Annotated in this window: 21 protein-coding genes; 5 read left to right on the top strand and 16 right to left on the bottom strand. The window is 53.7% G+C overall.

What is annotated here, in order from left to right; all coding sequences use genetic code 11:
• Positions 1 to 25: 25 nt before the first annotated feature.
• From Q3A88_RS13655 to aldA, 4 genes are all read right to left on the bottom strand, one after another.
• Positions 26 to 1,195, bottom strand: a complete 1,170-nt coding sequence (locus Q3A88_RS13655) for an AI-2E family transporter (protein ID WP_317178097.1) — start codon at positions 1,193 to 1,195, stop codon at positions 26 to 28.
• Between the two features lie 93 nt (positions 1,196 to 1,288).
• Positions 1,289 to 1,789 (bottom strand): GrpB family protein, encoded by a 501-nt coding sequence (locus tag Q3A88_RS13650; protein ID WP_317178096.1) that lies wholly within the window; start codon positions 1,787 to 1,789, stop codon positions 1,289 to 1,291.
• A gap of 120 nt (positions 1,790 to 1,909) precedes the next feature.
• Positions 1,910 to 3,070, bottom strand: coding sequence for an FMN-dependent L-lactate dehydrogenase LldD (lldD, locus tag Q3A88_RS13645; RefSeq protein ID WP_104213002.1), 1,161 nt, complete (start codon positions 3,068 to 3,070; stop codon positions 1,910 to 1,912).
• An 89-nt stretch (positions 3,071 to 3,159) separates the two neighbouring features.
• Complete coding sequence (aldA, locus tag Q3A88_RS13640; protein ID WP_205569318.1) at positions 3,160 to 4,599, bottom strand: aldehyde dehydrogenase; 1,440 nt, start codon at positions 4,597 to 4,599, stop codon at positions 3,160 to 3,162.
• Positions 4,600 to 4,670: 71 nt separating this feature from the next.
• Between aldA and Q3A88_RS13635 the strand changes: the two genes are divergently transcribed.
• The gene (locus Q3A88_RS13635; protein ID WP_317178095.1) at positions 4,671 to 4,874 is read left to right on the top strand and encodes a hypothetical protein; all 204 of its coding nucleotides are present in this window, start codon (positions 4,671 to 4,673) and stop codon (positions 4,872 to 4,874) included.
• 12 nt (positions 4,875 to 4,886) lie between these two features.
• On the opposite strand, the gene Q3A88_RS13630 is transcribed toward Q3A88_RS13635, so the two are convergent.
• From Q3A88_RS13630 to Q3A88_RS13590, 9 genes are read right to left on the bottom strand one after another with little or no spacing between them, the layout of a single operon-like run.
• Positions 4,887 to 5,816, bottom strand: coding sequence for a lysozyme inhibitor LprI family protein (locus Q3A88_RS13630; protein WP_317178094.1), 930 nt, complete (start codon positions 5,814 to 5,816; stop codon positions 4,887 to 4,889).
• Positions 5,817 to 5,875: 59 nt separating this feature from the next.
• A complete protein-coding gene (locus tag Q3A88_RS13625) occupies positions 5,876 to 6,973 on the bottom strand; it encodes an acyl-CoA desaturase (RefSeq protein WP_317178110.1) in 1,098 nt (365 codons plus the stop codon).
• Positions 6,973 to 8,112: an acyl-CoA desaturase gene (locus Q3A88_RS13620; protein ID WP_317178093.1), complete on the bottom strand. Its 1,140-nt coding sequence runs from the start codon at positions 8,110 to 8,112 to the stop codon at positions 6,973 to 6,975. The genes Q3A88_RS13625 and Q3A88_RS13620 overlap by 1 nt, the downstream gene beginning before the upstream one ends.
• Positions 8,105 to 9,229: a sterol desaturase family protein gene (locus Q3A88_RS13615; RefSeq protein WP_233989362.1), complete on the bottom strand. Its 1,125-nt coding sequence runs from the start codon at positions 9,227 to 9,229 to the stop codon at positions 8,105 to 8,107. The genes Q3A88_RS13620 and Q3A88_RS13615 overlap by 8 nt, the downstream gene beginning before the upstream one ends.
• 4 nt (positions 9,230 to 9,233) lie before the next feature.
• Positions 9,234 to 9,890, bottom strand: a complete 657-nt coding sequence (locus Q3A88_RS13610) for a phosphatase PAP2 family protein (protein WP_317178092.1) — start codon at positions 9,888 to 9,890, stop codon at positions 9,234 to 9,236.
• Positions 9,887 to 11,173 (bottom strand): F390 synthetase-related protein, encoded by a 1,287-nt coding sequence (locus tag Q3A88_RS13605; protein WP_317178091.1) that lies wholly within the window; start codon positions 11,171 to 11,173, stop codon positions 9,887 to 9,889. Before Q3A88_RS13605 ends, Q3A88_RS13610 begins: the two co-directional genes overlap by 4 nt.
• Positions 11,170 to 11,976 carry an MBL fold metallo-hydrolase gene (locus Q3A88_RS13600; RefSeq protein WP_317178090.1) on the bottom strand — a complete coding sequence of 269 codons (807 nt, stop codon included), beginning with the start codon at positions 11,974 to 11,976 and terminating at the stop codon, positions 11,170 to 11,172. Before Q3A88_RS13600 ends, Q3A88_RS13605 begins: the two co-directional genes overlap by 4 nt.
• Complete coding sequence (locus Q3A88_RS13595; protein WP_317178089.1) at positions 11,954 to 12,997, bottom strand: NAD(P)-dependent oxidoreductase; 1,044 nt, start codon at positions 12,995 to 12,997, stop codon at positions 11,954 to 11,956. The genes Q3A88_RS13600 and Q3A88_RS13595 overlap by 23 nt, the downstream gene beginning before the upstream one ends.
• Positions 12,994 to 14,007 (bottom strand): ketoacyl-ACP synthase III, encoded by a 1,014-nt coding sequence (locus Q3A88_RS13590; protein WP_040043963.1) that lies wholly within the window; start codon positions 14,005 to 14,007, stop codon positions 12,994 to 12,996. The genes Q3A88_RS13595 and Q3A88_RS13590 overlap by 4 nt, the downstream gene beginning before the upstream one ends.
• A gap of 201 nt (positions 14,008 to 14,208) precedes the next feature.
• On the opposite strand from Q3A88_RS13590, the gene Q3A88_RS13585 reads away from it, so the two are divergent.
• Positions 14,209 to 14,550, top strand: a complete 342-nt coding sequence (locus Q3A88_RS13585; protein ID WP_010284221.1) for a GlpM family protein — start codon at positions 14,209 to 14,211, stop codon at positions 14,548 to 14,550.
• Positions 14,551 to 14,594: 44 nt separating this feature from the next.
• Here Q3A88_RS13585 and Q3A88_RS13580 read toward each other — a convergent pair whose 3' ends face one another.
• Positions 14,595 to 14,984: a rhodanese-like domain-containing protein gene (locus Q3A88_RS13580; protein WP_205565158.1), complete on the bottom strand. Its 390-nt coding sequence runs from the start codon at positions 14,982 to 14,984 to the stop codon at positions 14,595 to 14,597.
• 119 nt (positions 14,985 to 15,103) lie between these two features.
• On the opposite strand from Q3A88_RS13580, the gene ftrA reads away from it, so the two are divergent.
• The 3 genes from ftrA to Q3A88_RS13565 all read left to right on the top strand — a co-directional run bounded on the left by ftrA (position 15,104) and on the right by Q3A88_RS13565 (position 18,382).
• The gene (gene ftrA / locus Q3A88_RS13575) at positions 15,104 to 16,099 is read left to right on the top strand and encodes a transcriptional regulator FtrA (protein WP_317178088.1); all 996 of its coding nucleotides are present in this window, start codon (positions 15,104 to 15,106) and stop codon (positions 16,097 to 16,099) included.
• A gap of 4 nt (positions 16,100 to 16,103) precedes the next feature.
• A complete protein-coding gene (gene pemB / locus Q3A88_RS13570; protein ID WP_317178087.1) occupies positions 16,104 to 17,306 on the top strand; it encodes a pectinesterase PemB in 1,203 nt (400 codons plus the stop codon).
• Between the two features lie 347 nt (positions 17,307 to 17,653).
• Positions 17,654 to 18,382, top strand: a complete 729-nt coding sequence (locus Q3A88_RS13565; RefSeq protein WP_100017824.1) for a helix-turn-helix transcriptional regulator — start codon at positions 17,654 to 17,656, stop codon at positions 18,380 to 18,382.
• Here the strand turns inward: Q3A88_RS13565 and carI are convergent.
• Together carI and argG are read right to left on the bottom strand one after the other, a co-directional pair.
• Complete coding sequence (gene carI, locus Q3A88_RS13560) at positions 18,366 to 19,016, bottom strand: acyl-homoserine-lactone synthase CarI (protein ID WP_014913704.1); 651 nt, start codon at positions 19,014 to 19,016, stop codon at positions 18,366 to 18,368. The two genes, Q3A88_RS13565 and carI, sit on opposite strands and share 17 nt — an antisense overlap.
• 269 nt (positions 19,017 to 19,285) lie before the next feature.
• Complete coding sequence (gene argG / locus Q3A88_RS13555; RefSeq protein ID WP_014913703.1) at positions 19,286 to 20,632, bottom strand: argininosuccinate synthase; 1,347 nt, start codon at positions 20,630 to 20,632, stop codon at positions 19,286 to 19,288.
• Positions 20,633 to 21,007: the final 375 nt, after the last annotated feature.

The following is a 21,007-nucleotide window of genomic DNA, read 5'->3' as shown; positions in this document are numbered from 1 at the left end:
TCAGATATCATTACTCGCAGCGAACTTACTCCGTGGTCTTACGTTCAGCCTCCTGACCCTCTAGCGCCTCATCCTGTTCCGACTTCGCCACACTCTGATGCTGGCGACCTTCCTCGATAAAATCTTCGTCGATGCCTTCAATATTCTCCTGATTATCGCGACCAGAGAGGATGTTCCAACAGGCAATGAACAACGCAGCAATCAGCGGGCCAATCACAAAACCATTAATGCCGTAGATTTCCATACCGCCCAGCGTGGCGATCAGAATCAGGTAATCCGGCATTTTTGTGTCTTTCCCCACCAGCAGCGGGCGCAGGATGTTATCCACCAGCCCAATCACCAGCACGAAGAACGCGACAATGAAGATGGCTTGCCAAAGCATATCCGTCGCGAACAGGAAGATAGCGGCAGGCACCCAGATAATTGCCGACCCCACCGCGGGAATAAGCGACAGGAACGCCATCAGCGAGCCCCACAGCAGGCTGCCTTCTATTCCTGCGATGGAGAACGCAATACCGCCCAGCGTACCCTGCACAATCGCCACCACTACGGTGCCTTTCACCGTCGCCCGCGATACCGCGGCAAACTTCACCAGCAGGTGATGCTTAACATGGGTGGAAAGCGGTAGCGATTCCAGAATCAGGTTGACCAGGTAGGCACCGTCCTTCAGGAGGAAGAAAAGCAGGTAGAGCATCACCCCGAAACCGATGAAGAAGGTGAATGTCCCTTTGCCGATCAGCAGCACGCTTCCCGCCAGATATTGCCCACCTTTCAGCACAACCTGAGAAAGCTCTTGCTGTATTTTGGCGGCGTTATCCAGATTGTGTTCCGCGAGGAAATGTCGCGCCCACTTCGGCAGATGCTGAATCAGCTCCGCCAGCACCACTGGGAATTGCGTATTGCTGTCCTGCAATCGGGTGTAAACCCCGTTAATTTCAACCACCAGCGAGGAAACAATGATCCCCAATGGAATGAAGACGAGCAGGAAGATGATCAGGACGGTCAGCAATGAAGCAACGCCGTTGCGATCGTTTAATTTTTGCCGAATTTTGCTTTTCAGCGGATGGAAGATAATGGCCAACACCGCCGCCCATAAGATGGCGGAATAATACGGTGCCAGGATGTCAAAAAACGCCAGCGTGACGATAAATAAGATAAGGATGAAGAATCCCTTCGTAAGCCCTTTAATATTCACAACGATTTCCCCTTCGTTCAATCTGCCCTCGAAATATAGAACGAAGTGGGGCGTTTGCAATACAGGAAAAAGCGCATAGTGCTGAGGAAATGGCTAGGCAAGCGCCTCATGAGTGGCAATAAAGTCATTTTTTAACTGGCTATACACAGCGGCATCGTTGTCACACGCCAGTGCAGCGGCACGTTTTATTGCCGCGTACTCGGCACATACGGCTGGGTTTGCCCGCAGATAATCGCGAAAAGCCAGGTGCCGCTGGATAAGCTCGTCACCCACCACGAAGGCGTGCAGGTGATGCGTACGATCATTGCCGCCCTTAGTATAGTAACGACGCCCCGCGATCCCATTTTCGCCACGAGGGTGATAGCCCAGATCGACCATGACATGATCGAACCTGTCCAAAGCGGATAACGAAACTACTTCCAGCAGCATATCAATCACCGGCTTAGCGGATAGCCCAGACACGGCCGTGCTACCGATGTGATGCACATTTACCGCAACTTCACCGAGCGCCAGCGTGAGTTCCCTTGCCGCCGTTGCATAATTTTCCGCCCACTGTGGATCGTAATCCACCACGGCAATCGTTCGTCCGCCCATTTACTGCCCCCACAACACGGTCTTATCGCGTAAAGGGTATCAACGTTCAGGGGACGATTCAAAAGCCATCGGGAAACGCAGCGAAGAGACGGTAAATGCCTCTCGCCGCATCATCCGTGCTTACAGGCCATCCAATCGCCGCCGGGTCGCCTGCACCAGTGAGTCTGTGGTGATGTCGGCAATGGATTTGGCACCCGTGAGCGTCATCGCCACACGCATCTCTTTTTCGATCAGGTTCAGCAGGTTAACCACGCCCGCTTCGCCCGCCGCTGCTAGCGCGTAGACAAACGCGCGCCCGAGCATCACGCCGTCCGCGCCCAGCGCGATCATCCGCACCACATCCAATCCGGTACGAATACCGGAATCTGCCAGAATGGTGATATCGCCTTTCACTGCATCGGCGATAGCAGGCAGCGCATGTGCCGTCGATAGCACGCCGTCCAGTTGTCGACCACCGTGATTGGAGACCACGATGCCGTCTGCACCGAATTTCACCGCTTCTTTGGCATCTTCCGGGTCGAGGATACCTTTGATGATCATCGGCCCTTTCCACATCTCGCGGATCCACGCCAAATCCTGCCACGAAATAGAGGAATCGAAATTCTCGGCCAGCCAGCCGATATAGTTCTCCAGCGTTGTCGGCGTGCCGCGATAGGCGGAGACATTCCCCAAATCGTGCGGTTTACCGTTCAGGCCGACATCCCATGCCCACTGTGGATGTACCATCGCCTGCAACACACGGCGTATCGCCGCATTCGGGCCGCTCATGCCGGAATGGGCATCGCGATAGCGCGCGCCCGGCGTCGGCATGTCCACGGTAAACACCAGCGTCTTGATCCCTGCCGCCTGCGCGCGTTCCAGCACGTTGCGCATAAAGCCACGGTCTTTTAACACGTAGAGCTGGAACCACAGCGGCCGATCGATAGTCGGTGCGACCTCCTCAATCGGGCAGACGGAGACGGTAGACAGCGTAAAGGGAATGCCCTTCTGTGCCGCCGCACGGGCAGCCTGAACCTCGCCGCGTCGGGCGTACATCCCAGTCAGGCCAACGGGTGCCAGCACCACTGGCATCGCCAGCTTTTCGCCGAACAGCTGCGTTTCCAGGCTCAGGTCGGAGACATTTTTCAGTATGCGCTGACGCAGCGCGATATCCGCCAAATCGGCGGTATTACGCCTGAGCGTGTGCTCGCCATACGCACCGCCATCGGCGTAGTGGAAAAGAAAAGGCGGCAGCTTACGCTGCGCCGCCGCCCGGTAGTCCGTTGAAGCAGAGATGATCATCGTCCTTTCCCATCCTTCTTCTTGTTGGTGTCATTCTTGCGGTCAATAGAATGACCGCGAATGAAATGACCTTTCTAGTGAAGCCACTGTTAGTGAAATTGAAGGTACGCGACGTGCGTTTGCAGATATTCCTGCAAGCCGTGCTTGCCGTCCGCCCCACCCACACCGGATTTACGCCAGCCCGCATGGAAGCCCTGCATCGCCTCAAAGTTTTCACGGTTGATGTAGGTTTCGCCGAACTTCAGCCCTTTCAGCGCCTTCATCGCGGTATTGATGTTTTGCGTATAGATCGACGACGTCAGGCCATATTCGCTGTCGTTCGCCATCGCAATTGCCTCTTCCAGCGTATCGAAGGTCGCGACGGGCAGCACCGGACCAAACACCTCTTCGTGCATGATCGGCATGTCCTGTTTGACGTCCACCAGCAGCGTAGGCGGATAGAAATAGCCCGTACCGCTTTCGCGCTGGCCGCCGAGCAGCACTTTCGCACCCTGCGATACCGCTTTCGCCACTTTGTCTTCCACACGCTGTAACGCCGCCGCGCTGATCAACGGCCCCATATCCAGCGCTTTTTTCTCCGCCGTGTTGCCAAAGGTCACCTGCTCCATCGCGGCTTTAATACGCGCGATAAACGCGTCGTAAATGCCTTTCTGCACATAAACGCGCTCGGCGCAGTTACACACCTGCCCGCTGTTGATGACGCGGGAACTGACAATCGCTTTCACCGCCAGATCGAGATCGGCATCGTCCATTACGATAGCTGGGGCTTTACCGCCCAGTTCCAGCGACACCTTCGTCACGTTCTGCGCCGCCGCCGTCATGGTCGCAATGCCCGCGGCCACACTGCCGGTCAGGCTGACCATGCCGACTTTCGGGTTAGCAGCCAGCTCTTGCCCTACCGTCGGGCCGTAGCCGGTAACAAAATTGATGACGCCTTTCGGCAGGCCAATCTTGTGGATAATTTCGGCGAAAATCACCGCATTATTGGGGGTGATCTCGCTCGGTTTGATGACGATGGTATTGCCGGTGATCAGTGCTGGTGCCGCTTTACGCGCAATCAGGAAGAAGGGGAAGTTCCACGGCAGAATACCGGTCGTGACGCCTATCGCTTTGCGGAAGACGAAGATATTTTCGTTCGGGCGGTCGCTCTGAATGATCTCACCTTCGTAACGGCGCGCCCACTCTGCCATGTAGTCAAGATAGTCGGCGGTAAACAGCACTTCCGTCTGTGCCAGACCGTGCGTTTTCCCACCTTCCGCAATGATGGTGTCGGTCAGTTCGGCTTCGCGCTCGCGGATACCGTCGGCAATTTTGTGTAACCAAACGCCGCGTTCAACCGCAGGCAGCGCTTCCCAGCCCGGCTGTGCGGCTTCTGCGGCATCAATCGCTCTCTTCGCATCGTCAGCGGAGCCTTCCGGAATCTGTGAAATAACCTGCTCTGTGGCCGGGTTCACCACATCAATCCACTTCCCGCTTCTGTTTTCAACAAACTCACCGTTGATGTACATACGTTTCTGGGTGATGCTCATGTCAGGCGTCTCCAAAGTAGGGTAAGGGAATACAACGCATAAACGAGTTGTTAACGAAACACGTTTTTTTTGTGAAGTTTTGCCATGCTGCGCGTTCTGCGCGGCATTTACCTTTTCATGGCTGCCATCTCAGTCTGGCACATGGCAAAAAAGTCATGCTGAGCACGCCTGACGTAACACTTTTGCAAAGTATCGAAGAACGTCGGGGAATAACGGCAAGATGGGAAGGGGTGAAGCGTTGGCAGACGCCGCATTCAGCGACGGCGTCTGCCTGAAGTAGGGAGATCTTACTGTGTGTCGCTTTTCTCTATCTTTTCCTTCACGTTCCATTTGCCGCCCACCAATTCGCGGGTGGTGGCAACCATCGCCTTCTTCTCTTCAGAATACTCTTCCGTCGTTTCGGCAATCAGGACAGGCTTATTGTTAGCGATCTGGTAGGTCGACGATTGGTGCCAACAGCAGCCGCTTTTGGTGGACGTGGTAATGGTTTTACGCTTGCCATCAATCTCGAACAGGCCAAGATTGGAGCTGGCTAACTCAGTCAACGGCGCATTCAGGGTGAACTGCTGCTTTTCTACATCGAACAGATACACATCGTAAGATGGCCCGCCATAAGCGCCGTTATTACCATTACGCAGTATGATATCCGCATGGTGATCGAAGTTAGCGTCATCAATCACCAGCCCGCTGTTGTTCTCTCCATAGACCTCGACCAGATTCACCGTCGTTTCGCCCTTCTTGTTCAGCTCGATGAACATATTTTCCATCGTGATACGCTGGAACAACTCGCCGCTCCCTTTCTTGAAGATATCCAGCGTGCCAGGGCCTTCACAGGTTGAATAAGACGGATCGAGATTGCACTTCGCGACGCCGAGAACGAAGTCCCACTGGTCTGATGCCTGCGTAATCAGCGAGATATTTTCACTGCCGGACAACGTCTGAATACGGGAAACCATCGCATTCCCCAGACACACATCATCCTTACAGCGGTCACGTTCGGCCAGCCACGCGCGCTGTGCCTGAAGCGCCTGCGTTTTGTCTTCCTTTTTCACGTAGCCCTGATAGGCCTTGTTTAATACCGCATCAAGCTGCTGTAACCGGCTGCTGGCACAAATCATTTTCTCGGTGTCTGTGCTGGCCTTGCTGCAATCCATCGCCCAGACGGACGACGTAAACAAGAGCAGCAGGGACGAAACGGTCAGAGATAAATAACGCATAACGTATGACTCCTTAAACATGGATGAAGCCTAACTCGCGGATAAAAATGGATAACAGACTACTTTGCGCTGCCATTTCCCATCTTTTTAAGAAAGCGCTGCTGCTCAACCAAAATCGCTTTCAACGTAATACATTGATAATCAATGCCGTAATGCGGGGCGACGTCCGCAATAATTTTCGACAATGCGGGATAGTGCCGATGATTCCAGTTGGGGAAAATATGGTGAGTCAGGTGCATATTGAGCTGCCCCAACCAATAGCCAAGCCAGGCGGGCCGCGTAGCCCAGTCCACCGTGGTGGCAAAGGTGTGCTGATAGCGCCCATGCCGGAATAAGCCGTCTTCCGGTGCCTGATAGAACGTCCCTTTTGCCCAATGCGACCCCAGAATCAGGACAACAAAAATCAGCGACGACAGCATCTGGCTCAGCAAATAAACCAGCAGCAGCGATCCAACGCTAATAGTGGTCGGCGACAACAGCCAATAGGGGATCGCCAGCGCCAGCAGGGCATGCAGCGCTTTTGATAACAGGAACACGCCCCAGCCCTTCACGCCCTGAAATGCCATATTGCGCGTCACCTGCGTTTTCCCCGCCCGATCGCTCCAGTCAAAGAACCAGATAATGCAGGGGAAGGTCAGCGACGCCACTATAGGCCAGTAGTAGCGCTGAGCGCACATAAAAAAGCGAAACCGATGGTAAGGCGATTGCCGCAGGACGCCGTTCTCTTCGATATCCAAATCGTAGTGCTGCACGTTGACGTGCGCATGATGAAAAATCACATGCCGCACCCGCCAGCAGTCGGAATCCATGCCGAGCGGAATGCTGACGACGATATTGAGCAGGCGATTCGCCCACGGCCGCCGGAAAAAAACGTTGTGCGAGGCGTCATGCACCACGTTCACCGCCAGAAACATGGCGGTAAAAATAAAGCCAAAGTAGCAACTCGCAAAACCCCACAGCGTCGTCTGCCGGAGGCTGAAACCATAAAACGTCAGACACAGCGCCACCAGCAACAGCATCTTGCCGATAAACCCGGCATTGGCGAAACGGTGGTCACCCGTTTCTGCCAGATAGTCATTCGCGGCCTTCATCAACGCCCGATGCAACGCCAGATCGCGGCTTTGTTCATAGCGGAGCGGCTTTAGCGGTGCGGGCATCATCCTTCCTCCCGTCCCTGTTCCACGGCACGTTGCACAGTACGCCGATCGTTACCTTCGCCCATCAATTTTAAAAACCGGCGCTGACTGGCCAGTAGCTCACGATAGGTAATGCAGCGATAGTTCATGCCATGCTCGGCGGCCACGCGCCGTAAGATATCGGCTAACGCAGGATAATGACGATGATGCCACCCCGGAAAAAGATGATGCGTCAGATGTAAGTGCAGCCCTCCCGTCCAGCGCTCAAGCCAGCGCGGCGTCGGCAGCCAGTCACAGGCGGTTGCAAAGTTGTGCTGATACCAGCCCTGAGGCATCGTTTCCGTATCGGTAACGGCATAGAATTCAGCCTCCGCCCAGTGCGTGCCCAGCAGCAAAAAGACCACCAGCAACGAGGCCAACATCTGCCCCAACAAATAGCTTAATAGCACGATGCCCGGGCTAATGCCGTGTGCCGTGCCCACCATGATGGGAATCACCAGTAACAGCAGGACATGGCCGATTTTACTGCCGATAAAAATCATCCATCCGCGGTAGCCTAACTGTACTGAACGGGCATTGACGGGGGTTTTACCCAAGCGATCGGCCCAGTCAAAAATCCAGGCGATATAAGGGAGCGAGAACGCGGCCACCAGCGGCCAGTAAAGATGCTGATAACGCATGTAGGGACGGTGGCGCTGAAAAGGCGTTTGGCGGAAAACCCCATTCTCTTCCGTATCCAGATCGTAATGTTCCACATTCGGATAGATGTGGTGGAAGTCCACATGACGCAAGCGCCAGTAGTCAGGATCGATGCCTAACGGCAGCGTCACGATGCGCCCGACTATGCGGTTGAGTGTTCGATTGCGGAAAAAGGTATTATGGGAGGCGTCATGATTCACGATGATATTCAATAACATCGACAACATGATGAAAGCAAAATAGCTCAGGAAGAACGCCCATGCCGTCTGCTGCACTAAGCAAAAAGCATAACAGGCGATGCAGCATAAAAAGAGTAATCCGGCCTTCACAAACTGCCCGCTATCGGCAAAGCGATGATCGTGATTAGCGCGGAGATAGGCCGACGTTTCCCGCTGTAATGCCCGATGGAAAGCCTGTTCGCCCTTGGCAGGATACGGTTTGGTGGGAAGTACACTAGACATTTTCAGGCTCCTCGGTCAGAGGGCGTCGGCCCCAGCCAACTGCCATCGCCAGCCCGTGCAGCGCCAGCATCAGCATCGCAATCTTCCAGTAAAGCGCTTCCCAGCCCAGATAGACAAGAAACACGGCAGGGAATAGCAGCACCACCGCTAGCCAAACATAAATACCCCAGCGCCGCCCTTCGGAAATCCCGCCCAGCGCAACCGCCCCCGCCACCAGCAGCAGGAAGAGCGCCGCCTGCGACAGATCGGCGGCGTCATAGCCGTAGCCATACAGGTAGACATAGCCCACCACCAGCGCAAACAGCAGCATCGCCCCAGCAATCAACGCCATCGGCGTACAGTGAAACGTCGCCTGACGCGTACGACGCACCGACAGTTTCAGGTACGACAGAAAAGGCAGGTTGCTGGCCCAAAACGGATTGTTCGATGGCATTTCTCTGCCTGCACCGTAGCGGAAAGGCGTGTCGGGCAGTTGCGGACAAAAGCTGCCAAACAGCTTGTCCCAAAAAATGAAGGTGCCGCCGAAATTCTTATCGGCGTACGCACGGTCGTTTACGTGATGTACGCGATGGTGTGCGGGCGTCACCAGCACCTTTTCCAGCCAGCCCAGTTTGGGCGTCATCGCATTATGGTTAAAGAGCTGAACACTGTAATGCAGGATGGAAACGGTGATAAATACGTAGAGCGGAACGCCGAGCAGCGCCAGAATCAGGAAGAACGGAATCGAGGTCAGCGAGGAATACCAGGAGTTACGCACGCCCAGCGACAGATTAAAATGTTCACCCTGATGGTGAACCACATGCACCGCCCACAGCACGCCGAAGGTATGGTGCAGACGGTGTAGCCAATAGAACCCGAAATCCCAGGCGAGTAGTGCGAACAGCCACATCAGCACCGGCGGCCAGGTTTCCACCCAGCCAAAACTGAAATGCGCCGCGACATAGCCATAGCAAAAAATTTCCACGCTGCGAAAAAGCCACAGCATGATATGCCCTGAGTTCAGGTTGAACACCACATCATGCCAGTTCACTTTCTCGCGCTGCATCCACTGTAAAACCAGCGCTTCGCCAATCACCACAACCAGCATGAAGACAATGGGTAATGCTAAATCGATCATAATGTCATTCCTGCTGGCGCTTATCGTTAGGCAACGGAGTCGGTGGCAACATGGCCTTTCCTACCTCCCGGCTGCGCAGAAAAATCCACCCAGCGATCCCCGCCAGCATCGCGCCCGTCACCAGATCGATGAACAGATGGCGGCGCAATTGCAGGATAGACAGGGCAATCGCCGCACCCCACAGCAGGTACAAGCCCGTTTTCACCTTCTGTTGGCTATCGCTCATCGCCCATACCGCCAGCACCGTTAGTGCAATATGCAGCGACGGCAGGCAATTCTGCGGCGAGTCGATACGCAGCAAAAGCTGTAGCACACGCGTGGAGAGATCGTCACCGACGACCTGCGGATATACCATCGTGGTCGGAAAAATCAGATACACCGCGCCCGCGATCAGCGCAGTAAGCTGCGTTGCCCGGCGTAGCCCCGCCAGACGCGTAATCGGACAGGATAAATAAGACAGCGGCACGATGATGAAAAACGAGAGATACAGCCAGATAGCCGAGGCGCTAAAAGAAATCCACTCATCAACGAACGACGTCGGCAGCACCGTTCCCTGCCCCTGAAACTGCGCGCTCAGTTGATACACCACCCCGACCGTTCCCCAGCCGAAGAGCAGCGCTTTCAGCCGCAACAGCATCGTTTTTTGCGGAAATAGCCTCATGCACTCTCCTTCAGGCGGGTAATCCGTCTGCGCTTTTGCGTAAACTCCGGCGCAATCTCACCGGCGCTTAACTGCCACCGTAGCCGCGACACGTCAATCCCCTGTAACGCAAACTGCTGTAACAGGCTGTCCCGACAGGCCTCCAGCTCCGGCAGGCTGCACGCGGCGGATAAATGCAGCGTCGCGTCTCCCTGCTGCACCAGCCGATAATCGGCATGCAGCGGCAGCGCATTGGCGATAATCCGGCTACAGAGATCCGCAAACACGGTCTGAGGCTCGCCATTACTATCCAGCAATCGCAGGCTGTCATCGCTGCGCCCTTCGATGCGGGCAATCGCCATCGTCACCCGACCACACGCGCAGGGCGTTTTTTGCTTCACCAACACATCGTCCAGCCGATAACGCACAATCGGCTGAGTGCTGCGGGTGAAATCGGTAATGATGGGCGTAAAGCGCTCGTCATCCAGCCACTGCGGTTCGATGTGAATAAACTCTTCGTTGAGATGCAGCGTACCGTGCTCGCAGGTCGATGCCAGAAAGCCTTCCGTCGCCTGATACACTTCCCCAAGCTGCCCGAAAACCTGCTGGAGCAATTGTTTATCCTGCGGTTCCAGCACCTCGGCCACGGAAATCACCTTTTTGACCGTCAGCCGCAACTCACCGCGCTGTACCGCCAGCGCCAGTTCGCGCAACACCTGCGCGGGAGCGACGATAATCGACGGCGACCACGCTTCCAGTCGCGAAACATGCTCGGAAAACGGCGCAAAGAGATCGTAAAACGACAGGCTGAGCCAGCGGTTATCCACGCTGTGGTACAGATTGTTATCCGCCCGCAGGAACAGCGCCACCCGCTCACCGGCTCGTAGCCCGTCCGGCAGCATTTTCGCCAGCATGCCTCCCGCCCACACCTGCTGTTCGCGTGGGCTGACGACAAATAACCCGCGCTGCCCAGAGGTGCCGGACGATAGCCCGACGCTGAATCCACTCACATCCGGCGTGAAGTCACGATCTTCCTCACTGCGGCGCGCGCAGGCGAGCAGTTCATCCCGCTTAAGCCCAGCGGTGTTCATCCGATCGAATTCGGCCATCATCACGGCTTTATCCATCATCGGCCAGGATGTCATGGGTAGCTGGCAGTAAGGCCGAAAATAGGGGCTGCGTGCCAGCACCCGTCGAGCAAAACGAGAAAGCTGGCGCTGCTGATGGCACTCAAGCGCCTGAGGAGTGGCAAAGGTGAGGCGTCTGGCACGGAAATAGTGCCAGAGCGTCATCAGCGGAATCATAGGTCGCCCTCGTGACACAGCCGAATCTCGACTTGCCCGTTCAGGTGTAACTGGTGCAGTTGATTCAGCGTGTGGTAATAGGCTTTTGGATCGTCCATCACCAGATTCGCCAGCCGCGACGGCCCACGACCTTCGCGATAGCTGTGCGGCGACCAGGCGGCATCGCTTGCCAGCAGCACCCAGCCGTTTTCCGTCAGCACAAACGCGCCGAGGTGTCCGGCGGCATGGCCGGGCAACGGCACCAGTACGATCTCTTTATCGCTACCCGGCAGCGCATAGCCTTGCGTAAACGGCGCCAGCTCGGCTGGCAGATCGGTAAGCGGGAAGTTTTCGACAAACTGAAGCGCCTGCTCGAAATGCTCAGGGATCAGGGCAGGCACAAACGCCCGTTTCAGAGCGGCAAAACCGCGCAGATTCCGCGTCTGCTGCCATCCCAGCGCCGAACAGATAAACGGCACGTCAGGGAAATCCCGCAGCCCCGCGATATGGTCGCCGTGAAAATGGGAAATAATCAGGCCGTCGATGTCCGCCGGTTGAATCCCCTGCCCGTGCAGTTGGTGAATCAGCGCGTCTTTCGTCTCGAAATGCACCGGCGTCATTCTGCGGTATAGCTGAAACAGGCCGGATCGCGTGGCATCGGTAAAATGCTGGGCATAGCCGGTGTCCCACAGCCAGCGCTTGCCCTGACTTTCCAGCATCCAGACGCGTGCCGGAAAACGGCACACTTTCCACCCCGCACCACGCAGCGCCATGCAGCCGGGATGCAGACAGTACCCGACTTCAAACGTTGAAATAGTAGCCATGCCCGCCATTCCTCTGCTGCGCAAGGTGCGCGTTGAACCAGTTACCCGTTAGCTCGATGCCCTGCTGAAGGGAGAAACGCGGCTGATACCCCAACTCCTGCTTAGCTTTCTCCGCGCTGAGCGTCATATCGAAATTCACCGCGCCCGCACTGTAGCGCGTCAGCAGCGGCTCTTTCCGACTAAACCACGAGAACAGCTCCATGCCACCCGCCACCGCGTGCAGCAGCGGATACGGCACCGCCCTGACGCGATAGTTCATCCCCAGTTGCCCGGCCAGCAGTTGCTCAAGCATATCTGCAAGGCGTGCGGGTTCATGATTGGTGATGTTATACGCCGAGCCAGGCACTAACCCCGTGCGCTGGCTGGCAAGCGCCATCGCTTCTACCACGTTGCCGACAAACGTGAGATCCAGCAGCGCCTCACCGCCGCGCGGGAGCCGCAATACACCGCCGCCCACCGCGATCTGTTCCAGCACTCGCGGCAGAATCACGCGGTCATGCGGGCCAAACAGGCCGCGCGGGCGCAGAATCACGTAGGTGGTTTGCGGGTAGAGCGATGTCAGCGCCTGAAGGCGCTCTTCCGCCAAAAATTTGGTCTGCGCATAGTGATTGGCAAAACGCGCTGCGCGGTAACTTTCATCGATATTCAGGTGGTGCTGATAGTCGAAGTAAATCGCGGGCGTGGAGATATGAACAAAGCGCGGGATACCCAACTGTCCAGCGGCGTCGGCCAGCCGCACTGACACCTCAGTATTATTCTGATAAAAATCATTATATTGGCCCCACGGTGATGATTTAGCCGCACAGTGCCAGACCACGTCGCAGCCCGCCATCAGCGTTCGAAACTGGTCTACCGAGGTGTCCACCAAATCGATACCGACAAACTGCGCGCCCAGCGCTTCAAGCTGTTGCCCCACCGAGCGATCGCGCCCGCAGGCCAGCACCTGATGCCCAGTCTGAAGCAGCCATTCCACCGCGTTACGCCCCAGTCCACTGGTCGCGCCCGTGACGAAGACTCTCATGGGATCAATACCATGCCGCCCAGCGTCAACCCGGCGGCCGTACCGACCAGCATCGCGGGTTCCCCTTCGGGCAGACGCTGCGTCACGATGGCATGATGCAGCGCCGTCGGAATCGAGGCCGCCACCTGATTACCGTGATAGCGATAAATATCAATCAGCCTTTCGGTCGGGATCGCCAGTCGCTTACGCATGTGTTCCAGCGACAGGTGGCTGGCCTGATGCGGAACGACCGCCGCCATCTGATCCAGCGAATAACCGCTGGCCTCCAGCAGCCGTTGCAGATAGCCTTCAATCAGGGCAGAAGCCTGCCTGAACAGCCGTTTTCCCTGCATATGGAACAGAAAATCATGCAGCTCCATCCCCGCACGCGGGTTACGCAAGGTGCCGCCAGCGCGGATCTGGCACAGCTCGTTGCCCTTCGGATAGGTTTCCAGCAGACACGCCGCAATACCGCTGCGCCCATCGCCACGTTCGACAATGGCACACGCGGCACCATCACCAAAAATCAGCGACGACTCTTCGTCATCCCAATCGATACCGCGCGAAGCCAGTTCGGTAGAGACGATGGCAATGCGTCGATAAGCGCCGGTATTTAACAACCCAGCCGCCACCTGAAGCGCGGAAATAAAGCTGACGCAGCTACTGTTAATATCGAAACTGGCCGTCCCTTTTGGCAGGGACGACGCTTTTAATAAGTGACTGGCGCTATAAGGCAGCGCCTGAATCGGAATCGCGGAAGCAAACAGCAGCAGATCGATGGACGCTGGCGGAATAACACCCCGCGCCAGCGCGTCATTTAACGCCGCCACACCGAGTTCCGCCTGACTGGCATGATTATCCGCATGGTGGCGATAAATAATGCCTGAACGGCTTTCGACATACCCGGCGGGCTTATTGAGCCGCGCATCTAATTCAGCCGAGGTCACCCGCTGCGCAGGAAGCGCGCTGCCGGTAGAAATAATCTTGAGTGGAACCAATCCCTGAGTGACTGCATGACTTTGCGTCTTCAACTTCAATCCTTTCCAGATTCATTATCGTTTTAGCTGTACCGAGCAGGTTATCACGTACAGTATTTATTCATTCTGTTGCTAAGAATAACGAAATCACCGCGAATTGAAATCTTAAGCTGTGCGGTCGCCCTATTCCATCCCGATACTTTTTCGCTATTCTCTGTGCATTCGCGATGATTAATTCAGCCAGAAGTTATACTTATGTCATTGTTTATCAAATCGGTTATTGGCGCGCTGATCGTATTGCTCATCAGCGTACTGGCGAAAAGTCGAAACTATTATATTGCCGGGCTGGTGCCGCTATTTCCCACGTTCGCGCTGATCGCCCATTATATCGTTGGCACCGAACGTGGATTGGAAGCGCTACGCGCCACCATCCTGTTTGGCATCTGGTCCGTTATTCCTTATCTGGTTTATCTCATCTCACTTTATTACTTTACCGCGTGGATGAAATTGCCACAGGCGCTGCTCGCGGCAGTCGTGTGTTGGAGTGTATCAGCGGCACTGCTGGTCAAAATCTGGACGTGGTATCAGGGGAATTAGGGGTTGGCAGAAGGGATGGGCCCCTCTGCCATAGGCAGGGGATATCAGGCGAAGGCAAAGCCCTCATCTTCCCATCCCGCTATTCCCCCTATCATAATTTTTACCGGGCGACCGAGTTGTGCCAACTTTAATGCCGCCTGATCTGCGCCATTGCAGTGTGGTCCCGCGCAATAGACGACAAACCGCGTGTCATCAGGCCACTCGGCCATACGCTCAGGTGTGATTTCACGGTGCGGCAGATGAATCGCCCCCGGTATATGGCGCGCGCTAAAGTGCTTCGTCGACCCCACCACATGCAATAACACGAAGTCCTGCTGAGTGTCAGAGAGCGAGCCCGCCACATCCGCGCAGTCTGTTTCAACGGACAGACGGCGTGAAAAATGGGATTGGGCGATATCAGAAGCAGCAAAGGGATAGTCAGTCACGTAACTCATCGATTTTTCTCACTGATTGGAATGAGACTCGACTATAAAACGGATACATAAAGGCTGGCAGATGGCATTATTGCCATATATCGTCAATATCATGACAAGTTATTGAGGTGAGGAAATCGATGTTCAATCCGCTTGTTGTCGTACTCGCTTATGATGGCTTGTGTACCTTCGAATTTGGTATCGCTGTTGAAGTCTTTGGCCTTCCTCGCCCCGAAATGGGTGAAAATTGGTATCAGTTTGCCGTTGCGGGTTTAGACAGTGGTGCGATGCGGGCAACGGGTGGTATCCACGTGGTTGCCGATGGTGGCCTTGAGCTGTTAACACAGGCAGGGACGATTATCATTCCCGGCTGGAAAGGCAGTGATGTCCCCGTCCCCGCCCATCTGGTCGATGCATTACGTCAAGCACATCAACAGGGTGCCAGACTGCTCTCTATCTGCTCTGGCGTTTTTGTCCTCGCGGCGACAGGCCTGCTTTCCGGGCGACGCGCCACGACGCATTGGCGCTACAGCGACACGTTAAAAATGCAATATCCTGATATCAACATCGAGCCAGACGTTCTTTATATTGATGAAGGAACAATGCTTACGTCAGCCGGGAGTGCTGCGGGTATCGATCTTGGGCTGCATCTCATTCGTCGGGATTACGGCAGCAAAGCGGCCAATCAAGTGGCTCGCCGATTGGTAGTCGCACCGCATCGGGATGGTGGGCAAGCACAGTATATTGAAAAAGCGGTACCGGTCGACTACGAACGCTCGCGCCTCGGGCCGCTTATCGATCATGTCCGAGCCAACCTCACGGAAGAGTATTCCGTTACGAAACTGGCGGCAATTTCCTGTATGAGTCCACGCACGTTCCTTCGCCGTTTTTCTGCCGCTACGGGTACGACGCCTGCGCGCTGGTTACTGGCCGAACGGCTGAATACCGCACGCGATTTACTGGAAAACACGCGCTTATCGATCGAGAAAATCGCCGAAACGGTGGGGTTTGGTACCGCAGCCTCGTTACGCCATCATTTTCGCCAGCAGCTACAGCTCACTCCCTCAACTTATCGGTTGCGTTTCGGGCAGAGAACCAATCATATCCCAGATAATCTTGCCGCTAAGAGAGGATAAAATCATGACAAAAACGACGTACCCCGGCACAGTTTATCGCCCCATTCTCTCCGCGCAGGAAGCCGAACGCTTCACGCTCCCACACTATTTCACGCTGCGTGGGCACGATGATCAGACAGAAGCTGACGTTTGGCAGCCCGCACCGATTGAGGTCGATCCGGCGACGCCCTGGGTTGTCGGGCCGCACGTGGGGGTGGATGGCGCAACGCACACGCATGTTCAACAGGCGGTGAACGCCGCGCTGCGGGCGCAACAAGGTCGGGCCCGGATTGAGATTAAACTGCTGCCGGGCACCTATACCGGCACGGTCTACATCCCCGCTGATGCCCCACCGCTCACGCTATGTGGGGCGGGAGATCAACCGGATGACGTAGTGATTCAACTCGCGCTGGATTCGATGTTCTCACCGGCAACCTACCGAGAAACGGTAAATTCGCACGGTGAATATCAGCCCGGCGATCCCGCCTGGTATATGTACGATCTCTGTGCATCAAAACAAAACGCCACGATTGATACCATCTGTGCTGCCGTGGTTTGGTCGCAAAGCGACAATTTCCAGATGAAGAACCTGACAGTGGTGAATACCTTGCTGGATTCCGTAGATAATCGCGCACATCAGGCCGTGGCGCTACGCACCGACGGCGACAAGGTTCAGCTTGAAAAGATCCGCCTCATCGGTCGTCAGGATACGTTTTTCGTCAATACCAGCAACCTGCAGAATGAGTACGTCACGGACCGCTACAGCCGGGTCTACATTACAGACAGCTACATTGAGGGTGATGTCGATTACGTATTTGGGCGCGCGACCGCGGTATTCGAACGCGTCCACTTTCATACGGTTTCCAGCCGTGGAGCGAAAGATATTCACGTCTTCGCACCTGACAGCATGCCGTGGGTGCAATACGGCTTTCTGGCAGTGGCGTGTCGTTTCACGGGAGACGAAGGCTTCAGCGGAGGAAGAAAGGCCAAACTGGGGCGTGCCTGGGATCAGGGAGCAAGGCAGACGGGATATCAGCCAGGCAAGACGGCAAACGGCCAGTTAGTGATTCGCAACAGCACGATTGACGCCAGCTATGACAGAGAACGGCCGTGGGGAGCTGCGGCAACCACCGCACGGCCCTTTGCGGGTAACGCGGATTCAGCACGCCATCTCGACGATGTGCATTTCAATCGGCTGTGGGAATACCATAATATCGACGAGGCGTGAGGTACAACGAAAGGGATAACAATATAAAGGCGAGTGTTATTCGAGAAAGCGTCTCACTGGTGGAATTAATTAAGCTGAACTGCTGGCGGCCTGTAAACAATACAGGCCATAGAAAAGTAAAATAATTTTATTATATTACTGATAAATCTCGCTTAATTCGCATTCCCTGATGTTAGCCAGTCATCACGCTTATCCAGAGCGTTATTTATTTCTTTTGCTTCACGCCCTTAGCATTGTCGTTTGATTGTATGTTTTTTCACTCCCCCATAACAATTAGACTTAGGTACAGGTGTAGGTATATACTTTTCCGTTACACGGATGTTGATTCTTCAGACTGAGGTCATGAGATGTCGCCATTATTCTCCAGTAGCGAAATAATAAGCAGGGTAATCAAAGGTCATTTTAATGAAAACCTGGATCACTACGATGGCGTCAAATTCTCATTTATGGTTCTGAATAAGAAAAATCCCTCTGAAATGATCATTATCTCCAGCTATCCCGATGAATGGGTTAATCTCTACAAAGAAAATAAATACCAGCACATTGATCCCGTTGTTCTTGCTTCATTTAATAAAATATCGCCTTTCTCTTGGGAGAAAAGTCTGGTGATTAACACACGGCTACAGCTTGCCAAGATATTCGACCTCTCTAAAAAATATAATATTATCAACGGATATACTTTTGTCCTTCACGATCATGGCGACAATCTGGCTATGCTATCGATTATCGTGGACAGCTCATATCCAGATGATGTTGATACATTCATTGAAGAGAAAAAAGACACCTTTCAGATGCTATTAATTGATGCATATGAAAAAATCATCTCCCTTTGCAGAGAGATGATTGAAAATAAAAAACCATTAAATAATAAAGAAATATTCTCTCAACGAGAAAATGAAATCCTTTACTGGGCCAGTATGGGTAAAACCTATCTGGAAGTCGCTATTATTCTCGGTATCAAAACCAGTACGGTAAAATTTCATATCGGCAACGTTGTGAAAAAACTTGGCGTCCTGAATGCCAAGCATGCCATCCGACTCGGCGTTGAGTTACAGCTCATCAAGCCTGTGCAATAGCAGCAGGAACCCGTAGAGGCCACTGCTTCAACTCATTGCTCATAAACGTCCCGCTGCGGTTAATACGACGAGCCAACGCTTCCTGATTCTCATCATCAACCGGAAGAAAAACTAAATAGACTCTTTCTTCCTTTTCTGACAAACCTTGTTCGACCACGCGAATTCCCCAGCCAGATCGTTTTAATATCGTCAGCATAGGGTGACTCACTATCGTATATATTCCATCATAGCCTTTGTCCTTTGAGTAATTAATCATCGAAAGAAACAACATCGAACTAATTGGGTATTCATTGCCGAGAATATCTTTCGCTCGCGATTTATCGACAAAAAACCGACTAGACTCCAGGTAATTCCCTTCAGGGATATTGATCTCCTTGAAGTAAGGAAAAAATGTCCCGGTAATCATGTTAGGGTATTTTGTTTCAATAAATCTCAAACTACAGATAACGGTGTTATCTTTGATGCCAAAAAGATAAGTCGTGTTATTATTATCATACTGATCAAATTCCATGCCATCAGTACATTGCACGGCCCAATTCAGTCGATCTTTAAACGTCTCTTTTCTGAGGGTAAATAGCTCTTCTGATTTCGTTTCTGACAACAAGGTGTGATTTACATCAAATATCTCTAACATTTTTCCTCCATTGAAAAGTTAATACATAACCTCAAAAAACGATACGCCATCCCACAGATCCTTCGCCTTCAGATTATTATCTTGGCTGGTTATTTATAGGTATTCTGTCCCTTTCCACGGCGGTTGTACAGATGCAACCTGCATTGTCAGCAAGAGTTCATACACAAAAAGACAACGCGAGAAGAACCAATATAAACATATGATAAACGGATAAAAAAAATCCGGAAGCGCGAGACGATTCCGGATTTTTATATTATTCAATCTGGGCGTTATTTCTCTGTTTTATCCTGCAGTTGGCCTACCTGCGGCAGACCCGTGCTGGCGGAAGAAGAGAGCAAGCCTGTTTCAGCATAATTAAACAGTTTTTCACGCGTGTCGGTGATATCCAGATTGCGCATGGTCAGCTGGCCGATACGGTCATCTGGCGAGAAGACCGAGTCGCCTTTCTCCATGGTCAGACGCTCTGGCTTATAGGTCAGATTGTCAGACACGGTGTTCATGATGGAGTAATCATTACCACGACGCAGCTCCAGCGTCACTTCGCCGGTGATGGCGCTGGCGATCCAACGCTGAGAAGCATCACGCAGCATCAGTGCCTGAGAATCGAACCAGCGCCCCTGATACAGGAAACGACCCAGCTGACGGCCATTGGCGTGGTATTGCTCGATAGTGTCTTCGTTGTGGATACCGGTAACCAGACGCTCATAGGCAATGTGCAGCAGTGCCATGCCCGGCGCTTCATAGATGCCGCGGCTTTTCGCTTCAATGATGCGGTTTTCGATCTGATCGCTCATGCCCAGACCGTGACGACCGCCGATGCGGTTCGCTTCCAGCATCAGTTCAACGTCATCGGCAAAGGTCTTGCCGTTCAACGCAACCGGGTGACCGCGTTCAAAACGGATGGTCACTTCTTCTGCTGGCACTTTGACGTTCTCGTCCCAGAACTTCACGCCCATAATCGGGTTAACGATTTTGACGCTGGAATTCAGGAATTCCAGATCCTTCGCTTCATGCGTCGCACCCAGAATGTTGGAATCAGTGGAATAGGCTTTCTCGGCCGACATTTTATAGCCGAACCCTGCCTGTGACATAAACTCGGACATCTCCTGACGGCCGCCCAGCTCATCAATGAAATCGGTATCCAGCCACGGCTTGTAAATCTTCAGTTCAGCATTGGTCAGCAGGCCGTAACGATAGAAACGCTCAATATCGTTGCCTTTATAGGTGCTGCCGTCGCCCCAAATGTTTACGCCGTCTTCTTTCATTGCAGCAACCAGCATCGTACCGGTAACCGCGCGGCCCAGCGGCGTGGTGTTGAAATAGGTCACGCCCGCCGTCGTGTTGTGGAATGCGCCACACTGAATCGCAGCGATACCTTCAGCAACCAGTTGCTTACGGCAATCGATCAGGCGGGCATTTTCTGCACCGTATTCCATAGCCCGACGTGGGATTTCCTCGTAGTCATCCTCGTCTGGCTGCCCCAGGTTCGCGGTATACGCATAAGGAACCGCGCCTTTTTGACGCATCCAAAGCAGTGCAGCGCTGGTATCCAGACCACCCGAGAACGCAATACCAATACGCTGACCAACCGGAAGATGCTTGAGAATCGTTGTCATATATATAATCCCTGCTCGAAAGATCTCTGGAGATAAGCTGAGTCGCCCACACCATTATGTTACGCCATACACTCATGAGCGCTCGGGCCCTGTGCACATCCTGCATCAAACGGGCCGGTCGATGACCAACATCGACACACTCACAAATGCATATTTATGCAAAATAAGTGAGTGATAATTTAAACATCTTTTTGGCGGGACAGGAAGAGAAGAGTCATACTTTCGTGCAAAAAAATTCGTGGCCAATTCACGACCAAGTTAGCAAGTATAGCGCTATCTTCTCTTCAAGCTAAGCAGGAAAAATCGTTTACGAGACCCACTCGACATTAATAAAACATCGTTTCATTTTGTCGATATTTCTTTGCTATTCTCTTG

Origin of the sequence: Pectobacterium sp. HCp5_1, from assembly GCF_032905925.1 — a bacterium.
Lineage (GTDB): Bacteria > Pseudomonadota > Gammaproteobacteria > Enterobacterales > Enterobacteriaceae > Pectobacterium > Pectobacterium brasiliense_A.
The sequence above is the reverse complement of the archived record's forward strand: the minus strand, read 5'-3'. Positions and strand labels throughout refer to the sequence as shown.

Excerpts from the sequence above, each read along its gene's own strand:
- pemB (WP_317178087.1), top strand. The coding sequence starts at position 16,104 with ATGACAAAAACGACGTACCCCGGCACAGTTTATCGCCCCATTCTCTCC.
- Q3A88_RS13650 (WP_317178096.1), bottom strand. The coding sequence starts at position 1,789 with ATGGGCGGACGAACGATTGCCGTGGTGGATTACGATCCACAGTGGGCG.
- Q3A88_RS13565 (WP_100017824.1), top strand. The coding sequence starts at position 17,654 with ATGTCGCCATTATTCTCCAGTAGCGAAATAATAAGCAGGGTAATCAAA.
- Q3A88_RS13595 (WP_317178089.1), bottom strand. The coding sequence starts at position 12,997 with ATGAGAGTCTTCGTCACGGGCGCGACCAGTGGACTGGGGCGTAACGCG.
- Q3A88_RS13620 (WP_317178093.1), bottom strand. The coding sequence starts at position 8,112 with ATGTCTAGTGTACTTCCCACCAAACCGTATCCTGCCAAGGGCGAACAG.
- Q3A88_RS13600 (WP_317178090.1), bottom strand. The coding sequence starts at position 11,976 with ATGGCTACTATTTCAACGTTTGAAGTCGGGTACTGTCTGCATCCCGGC.
- Q3A88_RS13585 (WP_010284221.1), top strand. The coding sequence starts at position 14,209 with ATGTCATTGTTTATCAAATCGGTTATTGGCGCGCTGATCGTATTGCTC.
- Q3A88_RS13580 (WP_205565158.1), bottom strand. The coding sequence starts at position 14,984 with ATGAGTTACGTGACTGACTATCCCTTTGCTGCTTCTGATATCGCCCAA.
- lldD (WP_104213002.1), bottom strand. The coding sequence starts at position 3,070 with ATGATCATCTCTGCTTCAACGGACTACCGGGCGGCGGCGCAGCGTAAG.
- Q3A88_RS13625 (WP_317178110.1), bottom strand. The coding sequence starts at position 6,973 with ATGCCCGCACCGCTAAAGCCGCTCCGCTATGAACAAAGCCGCGATCTG.
- carI (WP_014913704.1), bottom strand. The coding sequence starts at position 19,016 with ATGTTAGAGATATTTGATGTAAATCACACCTTGTTGTCAGAAACGAAA.
- argG (WP_014913703.1), bottom strand. The coding sequence starts at position 20,632 with ATGACAACGATTCTCAAGCATCTTCCGGTTGGTCAGCGTATTGGTATT.
- Q3A88_RS13610 (WP_317178092.1), bottom strand. The coding sequence starts at position 9,890 with ATGAGGCTATTTCCGCAAAAAACGATGCTGTTGCGGCTGAAAGCGCTG.
- ftrA (WP_317178088.1), top strand. The coding sequence starts at position 15,104 with ATGTTCAATCCGCTTGTTGTCGTACTCGCTTATGATGGCTTGTGTACC.
- Q3A88_RS13615 (WP_233989362.1), bottom strand. The coding sequence starts at position 9,229 with ATGATCGATTTAGCATTACCCATTGTCTTCATGCTGGTTGTGGTGATT.
- Q3A88_RS13630 (WP_317178094.1), bottom strand. The coding sequence starts at position 5,816 with ATGCGTTATTTATCTCTGACCGTTTCGTCCCTGCTGCTCTTGTTTACG.
- Q3A88_RS13605 (WP_317178091.1), bottom strand. The coding sequence starts at position 11,173 with ATGATTCCGCTGATGACGCTCTGGCACTATTTCCGTGCCAGACGCCTC.
- aldA (WP_205569318.1), bottom strand. The coding sequence starts at position 4,599 with ATGAGCATCACCCAGAAACGTATGTACATCAACGGTGAGTTTGTTGAA.